Origin of the sequence: Streptomyces sp. NPDC101776 (assembly GCF_044766845.1) — a bacterium.
Classification (GTDB): Bacteria; Actinomycetota; Actinomycetes; order Streptomycetales; family Streptomycetaceae; genus Streptomyces.
The window spans coordinates 1-11,424 of sequence record NZ_JBIWMV010000043.1; the positions used below are offsets into that span (position 1 = coordinate 1).

The window sequence follows — 11,424 nt, forward strand, 5'->3', positions numbered from 1 at the left end:
GCCGAAAGCGTGCCCCAACCCCGAAAAGACCGCACCTCACAAACACAGAGTCCCCGTCAGCACACCGACGAGGACTCATGAACGATCGAGGCTAGCCACGGTCACCCAGCCGACCGGTAGCGCCTATTCCGATGTCCAGGGCTTCGCAAGCCTCGGCCAGTACCTGTACATGATCGACGGAAACGCAGACACGTACGCCGACAGCACGACGACGACGCCCACCGACCCTGACGGAAACACCTACATCACCAGAATCGACTGGAATACTGGGTCCGTCAGCGACCGCCAGCTGACGAAGGCCGCGCAAAGCCTGTACTTCCGCGAACCCGAAGGCCTCGCCATTCAGATCCCGGACACCGGCAACACGGCCGCCTGCCGACTGGTCATGGGGTTCGCCTCGGAGAGTTCAGCGACCGCCACGGATAAGATGGCGGGCTTCTACTACAAGAGCAGTCTCATCTGACCACGATCTGCACTGCTTGAGGTGTGCCCCACATGAGCAAGACGGTCGGCGGTATCGCCACCCACGCCCCACTGATCCACCCGAGTCCGTCGCGGTCGGCGAGCCCTGCGCCGCTGCACCGCGCGATCACCCTGCTCGCCGTCATCAGTCTGTTCATCGGCACACGCGGTGAATGGTCGACGGCGATCGCTTCCCGGCCCAAGGTCGGCGGAGTGATCATGCTCGGGTATGCGGGCATCCTCATCCTGGGCGTCCTGGCCCTCGCGGTGCGGGGCCGTCGCGCCCTCGTACTGGTCGACGCGGGGGTACTGCTCCTGGGCATGGTGCTGGCCCTGTGTTCGTACGCCCTCGGTGGCGGGATGAACGACGAGACGGTGCTGATGACCCAGGCCACGCACGAGTTGGTGCACGGCCACGCGGTGTACGGGCACGAGTGGCCGTGGGTGTTCCAGCAGCACCACGTCGGGGTGACGAAGACGATGTCGGGCGGCGCGGACTACTCCTTCGCGTATCCGCCCCTGGCCGTGCTGCTCAACGCCCCGGTGTACGCGGTGATCGGCGCCAAGGCGGCCACGCTCGTCCCGACCCTCATGCTGCTCGCCGGTGCCGCGGTGCTGTGGTGGCTGCTGCCGACACCGTGGCGGTCGGCCGCGACGGCGGTCTGCCTGGGCTTTCCCATGCTCAAGGGCTACGCGGCCATGGGCTACCCGGCGATCCCGGCCCTCGTGCTGCTCATCCCGGTGGTGATCCACTGGCCCTCGATCGGCGCCGGGGGACGGCTCCGCCGCTCGGACATCGTGCGCGCGGGGCTCCTCGGGGCCGCCTGTGCGACCCACCAACTGCCCTGGTTCCTCACGCCGTTCCTGCTCGTCGGTGTCTACGCGGTACGGCGCGGCGAGCTCTCGGCGCGGGCGGCGCTCGGCCTGGTCGCGCGGTTCACCGCGATCGCCGCGGTCGTGGCCCTGGCCGCCAACGCCTACTTCATCGCGCAGAGCCCCCGGGCCTGGATAACCGGCCTGGCCCTGCCGTTCACCCAGCACGGGGTCCTGCACGGCCAGGGCATCATGGGCCTGTCGTACTACTTCTCCGAGGGCAGCAGCCGACTGGACTTCTACTCCTACGCCAGCATGCTGCTCGCCGCCGGGCTGCTCACCCTGTTCGTGCTCTTCGTACGGCGGCTGGGCCCGGCCGCCACCGTCCTGCCGTGGTGCGCGTTCTATCTGGCCACGCGGTCGCAGGATGGCTACTACCTGCTGATGACCCCGTTGTGGGTCGCTGCCGCCGCGACCGTCACCAGCTCCGACTTCGCCTCCGCCTGGCAGCCCCGGCTGCCGTTCGGCCGGCGGCGGCCCGTCAGCGCGATGGTGGCGGCGGCGGTGCTGGCGCCGGCCGCCGTGTGCGTGGCCGTCGCCGCCGCGAGCGGGCCACCGATCCGGCTGACGGTCAGTGGCGTACGGGGCGACAGCGGCGGGATCCACGGGCTCACCGTGCGGGCGACCAACTCCGGTGACACCGCGCTGACTCCGCACTTCGCCTCCAGCACCGGCGAGAGCACGTCCTCGTACTGGACGGTGCGCAGCGGCCCGGCCGTACTGGGCCCGCACCAGTCGGCGCGCTACGAACTCGTGCCCGCCGGTGGCAGCTACTCCCTCCCGGACCGGAAGCGTCTGCGGGTCCGGCTGCGGGTGTTCACGGACCGGCCGCAGACGCTGAGCAGCGTCGACATCCGCGTGCCGAAAGGGTAGGCGGCGGGCATCGCCATTTCCTCGTTGCAGCACAAGGGATAGCGCCTCTTAAGTTTTCGCCGTACATGACGACGCTGGGCTTCGAGCTCGGCCGTCGGTCTGGCCACGGCATGAGCGCCGACCTGGAGCGCTGCGGTGTCCTGGCTCAGCATGTGGCCCAGCTGGCCCGGATGCGTTTTCCCGAGCGTGTGGTGCCGCGCGATCTGGGCCGCACGCTCCTGGAGATGGGCCGACTCGCGCAGCGCCTGGCGGCGGCCCATCTTGCTCACACCGAAATCAGGCTGACCCCGGACGGTCCGGTGATCATCGAGGTCAACGGGCGGCTTGCCGACGACTTCGTACCGCACCTGGCGAAACCCGTGACGGGACTGGACGGCGCGATCATCGCGACCCGGGTGGCCTGCGGGGAACCGCCCCTCGTCGAACGGGCTGTCCGGCGCAGCGCCGCCCACCAGATCGTCTACGCCGACCAGAACGGAACGTTCAACGCGGCCGCCCTTCCCAGCCAGGACCACCACCCCGACCTCATGGCCATTAGGACACTCCTCCCCACTGGAAGGGCCGTCGCGCTTCCCCCGCGTGGCTACATGGCCCGCCTGGGCTACGCGATCGTCACGGCGCCGTCGGCCGACGAGTCCGTCGGCATCACACCGTCGAGGTGAATTGGGTGCGGTCAAGGTGAACTGGGCGAGTCCGGCGGCGAGTTGACACCCGGCTCGTCCGCACACCGGTGCACGGGCGCAGCGCAGGTTCGCGAAGCGACGGCGCCGATATCCACATCTGCGGACCTGTCAGTCGAGGACCGGGCGGCCTAGCGGCGCGAGGCGGGCCGGTCCGGCCGGGGCAGAAAGCCGTAGTGGATCATCCGCTTGCGCTCACCGATGACGCCAAGGCTGACGAGCGCGCCCATGACCAGCGAGTACAGGACGATCGGGAGATCGATCCGCCCGATGGCCCACGCGGCTACCCCGCCGAAGAACACGGCACCGACGAGGCCGAAGCGCAGCGGATGCTGAACGGCCCGCTTGCGGCCTTCGGACGGGGGCAGATGCCCGCCGAAGGCTCGATCGGCTGCAAAGAATATTCGTTTGATCCGGCTCATTGTTCTCTCCTCGCACTACATGGTCTGGCCCGGGCCCTGAGGCCCGGGCCAGACCATGAGTCCCGGCCGCGCTAGCGACCCAGCATCATACGGAAGGCGGCCCCGCTGAGCGCCGACCGGGCAGTCAGACTGGTCGCCGTACCCGCGGCGCCCGCGCTGACAAGGCTGGTAGCAGCCGGCCAGATGGTGGCTTCCGCATACCCGCCCAGGGTCTTCTTGCCGTCAGACATTCGGTAATTGATTGCACCTCCGATAGCGGCTGCGCCCGCCGCACAGGCACTGGCCGCGAGGACGCCCACACCTCCGGTCACGAAGGCGACACCAGCCGTGCAGCCGATGGTCAGGACGATGGAGACCACATCGCCGATATGTTCCTTCACGTGATCCCATGCGGTTGACCACCAAGGCTTGTCCTCGTCCTTCTCAAAGACGTCCTTGTAGTCGTGCTGCACGGCCTTCCTGCACTGGTCGGAACTCTGCGACGAGACGACGTAGCAACCCGCGAACGCGTTGATCGCCCCTTGCCACTCATCCTTCGCGTTCTGCAGCCATGCCGCCGCGTCACCCCGGCTCATATATTGCGACCCGGAGTAACCGAGGTTCTTCTTCAGCCAGTCGAAGGTCTTCTCGCTGAGTTTCTTGGACGTGTCCTGCTTCTTGCCGCTGGCGATCCACTCGTTGATCGACCCGTCGCCGATGTTGGTGCCCTTCTCCGGGTAGACCTTGCCCGAGCCCGGGTCGTAGCCCACCGACTCCTGCACGCTCTTCGGGCAGTCGTCGAGGTCGTACGCGCACGGGTCGTTGTGCGGTTCCAGGCCGGTCGGGTCGCTGTAGGCGATCGGGTTGTTCATCGCGTAGCTGTACAGGTTCATGTTCTGCGGTGTGTACGGCGTTCTCAGCGGGTCCGTGGAGATGAACCGGCCGAGTTTCGAGTCGTACATCCGGGCGCCCAGGACGGACAGCCCGGTGTCGGAGTCCTCGCTCTTGCCGAGGAAGCCGTGATCGGTGCCGCTCGGCAGGCTTCCGCTGCGCTGGGCGCCGAAGGGCAGATAGCGGCGGCGGGTGACGGCGTTGGTCACGGAGTCCACCGCCACCGACGTCGACGCCTGCGGGTCGGACATCACCCAGGTGACGGTCGCGCCGGTGCCCGAGGTGCGCATCGCGACCGTGCTGGAGCCGTCCGCGTAGTACCGCGTGCCGGTTACGGTGCTGCCGACCTTGCGGATCTCCTGCCCGCCCAGATAGAGGACCGTGGCCGAGCTGCCCTTGCGGAGCAGCAGGTTTCCGTCCGCGTCGTAGACGTACGACGTGGCCGAGGCGCCCGTGGTCTGGACGAGCTGTCCCAGCTCGTTCCAGATGAGTGTGGTGCTCGCCCCCTTCACCGTCTTCGACGTCATCTGGCCGGCGTTGTCGTAGCCGTAACTGTCGGTTCCGGTGGGCGTCTTGACGGAGGAGACGGCGTGCGGGCGTGCCGCGTTGGGGGTGTACGTCGACTGGTCGGCGGAGTAGCCGGGGTAGACGTAGTCGTTGACCTCGGCGCCGGTGGACTTGGTGTCGGTGACCTTCTGCAGGTTGCCGGCGCCGTCGTAGGTGTAGTCGAGCTGGTACGGGTCCGTGCCGGTGGCCAGGTCGGGTGCGAACGGGCCCGTGCAACCGGCGGTGCTCAGCGTGGTGTACGCCCGGGAGAGCCGGTTCAGCTCGTCGTAGCCGAAGCACTGGTGCTGGCCTGTGGTCCTGTCGTTCAGATCGGTGATCTGGCCGCCCAGGTCGTAGGTGTAGTCGTCGTTCTGGACGGTGCCCTTGGCCGTGGTGGTCGTGGTGATGTTCTTCAGCCAGCCGGTGCCGGTGGTGTCCTCGTAGGTGTAGGCGCGCTTGGCGCTGTTGGCGGCGCCGGTGGCTCCGTAGGTGCGGCCGGTGAGGCGGCCGAGGGAGTCGAAGTCGGTGCCGTCGACATAGGTGGTGCCGCTGATGCTGCTGGTCACCTTGTCCTCAAGACCGGACGCGTCGTACGACGTGGTCACCGTCTCCGCCGGCAGCCCGGCGGTGGCCGGGTAGGCGACGGTGGTGGGGTGGCCCGCGGCGTCGTAGCCGTAGGTCGCGGTGTAGGTGCCCTGCAGCCCGTTGCCGTCGGTGGGAACGGTGACCTTGCTGTCGGTCAACCGGCCGTTGGCGTCGTACTTCACGGCCTCGGTCGTGTAGGCGAAGCCGCCCGAGTACGACGTGGAGGTGGCCGCCCTGCCGATGCCGCCGGTCGCAGTGTCGTAGGTCCTGCGGGTCAGCACGGTGCTGCCCTTGGACGCGGTCGTCGGCCGGTTCAGGTTGTCGTAGGCGTAGGTCAGGACGGCGGTGTTGCCGTCGGTGGTCTGCTGGACCAGGCCGTTGGCGTCGTACTGCGTCAGCCGCGTGCCGGTGTCCAGCTCTACCGACTTGGTCTGCTCGCCGAGCCAGTTGTACTCGTACGTCGAGATGTTGCCCTTGGCGTCGGTGAGCTTGGTCAGATGGCCGGAGCGGTCGTACTCGTAGCTGGTGGTGTAGGTGGACCCGCCGAACTCCACGATCTTGGAGGTCTGGCCGAAGACGTCGTTGTAGACGTTCCTGCGCTCACCGACGGACGGCATCTCGGTGACGTAGTCGCCGTGGTAGTTGTTCAGCGTCTGCAGCTGAGCCTGGGGGTTGCCCAGCGCCATCAGCCGCGACTGGGTGGTACGGCCCGCGTAGTCGATGATCAGGTCGGTGTATGAGGGCAGGTTCGCCACCGTGGGCAGGACCATCCCGGAGCCCGCCGTGGAGGCGTTGTAGAACGGCGCGCTGGTACCGGTGACGTTGCCCGAGGTGTCGTACCGGGTGGAGACGACGGTACGGCCCGAGCCGGTCGGTGCCAGGGTCTGGGTCTCGCGGGTGCGGCCCAGTCCGTCGGTGTAGGTGTAGCCGGTCATGAACGTGGAGCCGGACAGCAGTTGCTGGGTCGTCACCTTCGGCGGGACGGTGGACACCAGGTCCGGGACGCCCTCGCTGTTGTCGGACGTGGTGATCGTGTAGCTGAACTTCGCCGTCGGTGTACCGTCCGGGTAGTTGGCGATCTGCGCCGGCTTGAAGACCTGGACGACGCGGCCCACCGCGTCGAGCACGGTCCGGGTGGTCTGCCCGTTCGCGTCCAGGACCTGCTGCGGGATACCCCACAGCCGGGACGACCAGGTGGTGGTGGACTGCGCGGTCGCGGGACCGGTGTCGTCCGGGTCGGGAGTGGTGACCTTGACGCCGTTGACCGGCCAGGACGTGTTCGGCTGGTAGACGGTCGTGGTGGTCTTGTTCTTGCCGTCGGTGCTCGACGTGGTCCGGCCCGCCGCGTCGTAGCCGTACTTCGTGATGCGGTAGTTCGTGCCGTCGGTGTACTTCAGGACGGCGGTGATGTTGGCGTCGCCGGGCTTGTTGTTGGCGGCCGGCTCACTGCCGGTCGCGAGCGCCGCGTTGTCGAAGAGCTTGACGGCGTGGCCGTTCTGCTTGCTCAGCCGGTCGGTGGCGGCGCAGTCCGCGTCGTAGTGGCGTACGTCGTCCTCCAGCACCATCCAGCGCTGAACCTGCGAACTCGGGAACAGGTCCGTGTTGTAGGCGTAGCCGTACGTCGTGCAGCGGTTGTCGTCGAAGGAGCTGAGGCCCCAGTCGTTGGTGCGCACGGGGCGGCCGTACGTCGTGCTGCGCGCGTCCGCGTCGTCGTACTCGTCCCTGACGACGTGCTCGCGCCAGCCCGCGGAGGTCAGGTCGTGCGTGGTGGTCTTGGTCTCGCGCACGAACCGGGCGTCGGGCAGGCCGTCGTACTGGGCGGTGTCGTGGACCCAGTACTCGTGCCACACCCGCTTGTGCGACTGGCCGGTGCCATCGCGGTCGCTGGACTCCAGGATCCGGCCCGCCAGCCACGGGGAGTCGGTCTTCGCCGCGCTGCCGCTGTCACCGTCGTCGACGGTTACGGAACGGGTGGCCGACGAGTCGGTCTTGGAGGTGCGGTCGCCGTCCATGCCGCGGTACAGCCAGTAGTAGGTGGAAGCGGCGTTGTCCTTGGTGCCGGTGTGGACCTCGACCTGCTGGTAGCCGCGCCAGTCGGTCCAGGACTCGTTCGCGTCCTTGACCAGCGGGTCGTTGGGGTACGCCCAGGCGGGCTTGCCCACGTAGTCGTACGTCGTCGTCATGATCGGGTCGCCGTCGTTGGCGGTGCCCGCTCCGGGGCCGGGGTCGACGCTGACCTTGGCGACCACGTACTTCTTGAACCAGCCGGTCTTCTCGGTGGTCGAACCCTCGGGCACCCAACGCTGCTTGAAGCAGGCCTGGGTGTTGTTGGACTCCGACGGCGGACTGTTGATGTCGCAGGTGTCCTGCGCGTCGTAGTTCCGGTAGGTGACGTTGGTGAACGCGCCCAGGTCTCCGTGGATCTGGGTGACGCGGCGGAAGTTCAGTACGCCGCCGCCGAGTTGGTTGTCCCGCCACTCGCCGTTGATGTTGATGGTGGGCAGGGTGATGTCCGTACCGTTGCCGTATCCGCGGCGCTGGACGTAGTCCAGCCAGAGGTTGGCGTCGATCACGCCGTCCGGGTTCGGCAGGCCGTACTTCATCTGGTACTGCATCGCCGGGTCCCAGGCGGAGCTGTCGTTGTCCCGGACCCAGGTCTTGACGTCCCACAGCATCTTCGTGGCGAAGAACGTCGGCGAGTACGTCTCACCGGTGATGCTCTTGCAGCCGTCGGTGCCGTCGCACATCAGGTCCGTGGGCACGTCGGGATACGAACTCGGGTTGCTGGAAATGCCGGGGCACGGGTCCGGTTCCTTGGCCAGGGGGTCCGTGTCGCTCATCCGCTCCACGCAGCGGCCCACGTACCGCAGTTCGACCTGGGCGGGCAGTTGCGCGCCGGCGATCTGCGAGGCCCAGCCGTACTCGATACGCACTGGGTAGGCGGCGGAGTCGTAGGTGCGGGCCTGGTCGGTGAGCAGGACGGAGCGGTACTTGTTCTGTTCCTTCTCGTAGAAGTAGGCCGTCTCGACCTCGTTGGGGTCCACGACCCGGTCCAGGCCCCAGCGGTAGGCCTGCGTGGAGACGCCGACGCCGCCGTTGTAGCCGGGCTCGCCCGGGTTGTTGCCGAAGACCGGGACGGTCAGCACGGAGTTCGTCGCGGTACCCGTCTGGCGCTCCGAGCGGCCCCAGCCGAAGTAGTAGCGCATGCCCTCCTGGCTGGAGACCACCCAGTACTCGTCGTCCGAGCCGTAGCCGCCGGACAGGTGCTGCACCCGCCAGCCCGGGTCGTCCAGGACGTGGTACCAGCCGGTGCCGTCGTTGTCCTGCACCAGCTGCGAGGTAACGCCGTTGAGGTTGATGACGTAGACCGCGCCGTCGGGCTCCGTGGTGGAGTTCGGCGAGTCCCAGCACAGGTCGCCGACCCAGCCGGTGCCGGTGCCGTCGTCCTGGCAGCCGCGGTAGCGCCGCTCGATGAAGCCGATGCCCAGATCCCAGCCCAGGCCGGCCGTCCCGGCCTGGGTGTTCACCGCCGAGGTCATACCGTCCACGGACTGCGAGTTGTAGTTGAGCGACAGGCTGGGCGCGGTGCCGGCCGGGGGCTTCGGTACGTCGATCGGGAGGCTGTACGTGAACGCGCCCGACCCCTTGGAGACGTTCCACGAGCCGGTCGGGCTCAGCGTCGAGGCGCGGTAATCACCGGCGTCCGACGACGAGCCGGACGCCAGCGCGTATACCGTCCCGGAGTCGGTGGTGGCGGCGAGGGTCTGGGCGGACTGGAACTGCGACAGCGTCGAGCCGTTGGGCTGGATCACCGAGACGCGGGCGGCCGGGTCGCCGTCCGCCTGCACGGTCGCCGTGATCGTGTTCTTCGCCGTGTCGTTGGTGATCGGCACGGACTTCGGGGTGTCGTGCGAGCAACCCTTGGCCTTCGGGGTGGTCAGCGCGCACGCGGGCAGGGCGACGAGGCGCAGCCGGGAGGCGAAGTTGCCGCCATAGGCGTCCTTGAAACCGGAGTAGTCGATGGCGACGCGCACTGGGCCCGGAGTGCCGGTGCCGTCCCTCCGGGTGACCCGGACGCCCACGCCGGTGCCGCCGACCGGCGCCAGTTGGGCGCGGTCGAGGACCTTGACGTCGACGTCCTTCGGGGCGGCGGTCAGCGGTGACCGGGTCCCAGCTAGGGACGACACGAGGGCGGCCGCAGAGGCGGGTCCGACCTGGACGGTCGCCTTGCCTCCGGCGGCCGGGGCGACCGGGGCGGACTTGCCCGCCGTCAGGCCGGCCAGGGATATCCGCGCCTCGGCCGACTTCGGCCAGGTCGCGTGGGCGGGCTCGGTCCGCGTCGGCTCCGCGCCATCACGCGGCACGCTCCCGGAAGCCTCGGCAGGCACGTTCACCGGCTTCGGCACCAGCGTGACGACCGCTGCCGCGGCCTCGGCCGCCGGTGCCCCCAACAGCGACACGACCACCGCCGCGGCCAGCGCCCACGACGTGTTCGTTCTGTGTCTGCGCCTCAATCGCACGGTCCATCCCCCCAAACAGGCCAAAATCATCCACATTCCAGCGATAAAGCAAAGTGAACGGGCCATGACGTTGAGTGGTCTTTGAGTCAACCATCGGTCATGACCCGATCAAAGGTGCACGCTAAACGGCCTCACCCATTGGCCAACAGCCCCACAAAACGGATGATCAATACCAATCACCTCTTCACAGTCTCCTTACAGAAGTGACTTGGATCACGTTTATCGAAAATTTGGGCATCGGTCGCGATTTGCGTTACCTAAAGTCCGTTCCTTATCGATTCAGGAGGACTACAGGCGCACTACGGGATTTACTCCCGATTCCGCCGGAATCGACCCGCCCTCGGGAACGGCGACAGACCGAGGCTGGCGTCACGAGATCTCCGGATGCTTCAATCCCCCCTCACAGCCACGGAGAACTCCAGGGGGATGACGACATGGGTGACGCTCTTTCGGGGATGAGTCGCAGACAGCTCGTGAAATGGGCAGGGGGAATGCTGGGAACGGCCACACTGGGTTCGGCCGCGACCGTCGCCCTGACCAGTGGCACCGCGTCCGCGGCGGTCGCCGCGTCCACGAAGTTCGACCTCACCGCACCATCGAGCGAATTGCTGCGGGAAATAAACCTCCAAGACGTGCGTGTCCTGCAGTCCTTCTCCTTCGACAACACCAACAAGCACATCTACACGGTCAACCTGATCCAGGGCGGCCGCCAACTCCCCGGCGAAACCCGCCAGTACACCGGAACCGAGCGCGCGGCCAACGGCGACCTGGCCGTCACCCGCCTCGATCTCACCGGCGCGGAAATCGGCCGCATGTACCTCAAGGGATTCGGACACGGCGTCGCGATCGCCGCCGAACCCTCAGGAAACAGCGCCTACTTGTGGACCGAGACCGACGCCGTCGCCGCCACCGATTCGGCCGGTGTCACCAATGGCTGGGGCAGCAAGATCGCCCGCTTCAAGTTCGTCAACGGCACGGTCCTCACGACCGATTCGTCGCAGGTCACCAAGTTCAGCCCAGTGTCCGGAGCCGACCGCACGACCATCGCCATCGACCCGGTGAACAGCCGCCTGGCCGTGCGGTACCGCGTCAGCGGCGTCTTCAAATTCAGCCTCTACGACCTCGCCACATTCAAGGCCGGCACATTCACGTCGCTCGCGACGGTGACACAGCCGACCGGCAGCGCGTATTCCGACTTCCAGGGCTTCACAGCCCTCGGGCAATACCTGTACATGATCGACGGAAACGCGTACACATACGCGGACAGCACGACCACGACGCCCACCAATCTTGACGGCAACACATACATCACGAGAATCGACTGGAACACCGGAACCGTGAGCGACCGCCAGCTCACCAAAGCCGCGGTAAGCCTCTACTACCGCGAACCCGAGGGCCTCGCCATTCAGATCCCGGACACCAGTAATACGGCGGCCTGCCGACTGGTCATGGGATTCGCCTCGGAAAACTCCGCCACCGACACGGACAAGATGGCGAGCTTCTACTACAAGAGTTCCCTGATCTGACCACGCGCTGGACGGCCGAGGCCCGGGCCACCGTCCCCGGCCGGGAGAAAGACCCGGGCCCTTCCGT

General features: G+C 67.4%; 5 protein-coding genes and 1 pseudogene. 4 read left to right on the forward strand and 2 right to left on the reverse strand.

All coding sequences use genetic code 11. The features are described from left to right. The 3 genes and pseudogenes from ACIRRY_RS50775 to ACIRRY_RS50785 all read left to right on the forward strand — a co-directional run. A pseudogene (locus tag ACIRRY_RS50775) lies at positions 1-463 on the forward strand (Tat pathway signal sequence domain protein); the annotation flags it as partial. A 32-nt stretch (positions 464-495) separates the two neighbouring features. Then, positions 496-2,208 (forward strand): hypothetical protein, encoded by a 1,713-nt coding sequence (locus ACIRRY_RS50780; protein ID WP_403987640.1) that lies wholly within the window; start codon positions 496-498, stop codon positions 2,206-2,208. A 65-nt stretch (positions 2,209-2,273) separates the two neighbouring features. After that, positions 2,274-2,870: a hypothetical protein gene (locus ACIRRY_RS50785; protein ID WP_403987643.1), complete on the forward strand. Its 597-nt coding sequence runs from the start codon at positions 2,274-2,276 to the stop codon at positions 2,868-2,870. Positions 2,871-3,019: 149 nt separating this feature from the next. Here the strand turns inward: ACIRRY_RS50785 and ACIRRY_RS50790 are convergent, their stop codons facing one another. Together ACIRRY_RS50790 and ACIRRY_RS50795 are read right to left on the reverse strand one after the other, a co-directional pair. After that, positions 3,020-3,310, reverse strand: a complete 291-nt coding sequence (locus ACIRRY_RS50790; protein ID WP_403987646.1) for a hypothetical protein — start codon at positions 3,308-3,310, stop codon at positions 3,020-3,022. Positions 3,311-3,381: 71 nt separating this feature from the next. Further along, on the reverse strand, positions 3,382-9,825 hold the full coding sequence (locus ACIRRY_RS50795; RefSeq protein ID WP_403987649.1) for an RHS repeat-associated core domain-containing protein: 6,444 nt from the start codon (positions 9,823-9,825) through the stop codon (positions 3,382-3,384). 497 nt (positions 9,826-10,322) lie between these two features. Here ACIRRY_RS50795 and ACIRRY_RS50800 point away from each other — a divergent pair, with 497 nt between their 5' ends. Further along, positions 10,323-11,357 (forward strand): Tat pathway signal sequence domain protein, encoded by a 1,035-nt coding sequence (locus tag ACIRRY_RS50800; RefSeq protein ID WP_403987652.1) that lies wholly within the window; start codon positions 10,323-10,325, stop codon positions 11,355-11,357. The last annotated feature ends 67 nt before the right edge of the window (positions 11,358-11,424 follow it).

Coding starts and splice junctions, on each gene's coding strand:
- ACIRRY_RS50780 (WP_403987640.1), top strand. CDS start 496: ATGAGCAAGACGGTCGGCGGTATCGCCACCCACGCCCCACTGATCCAC.
- ACIRRY_RS50785 (WP_403987643.1), top strand. CDS start 2,274: ATGACGACGCTGGGCTTCGAGCTCGGCCGTCGGTCTGGCCACGGCATG.
- ACIRRY_RS50790 (WP_403987646.1), bottom strand. CDS start 3,310: ATGAGCCGGATCAAACGAATATTCTTTGCAGCCGATCGAGCCTTCGGC.
- ACIRRY_RS50800 (WP_403987652.1), top strand. CDS start 10,323: ATGCTGGGAACGGCCACACTGGGTTCGGCCGCGACCGTCGCCCTGACC.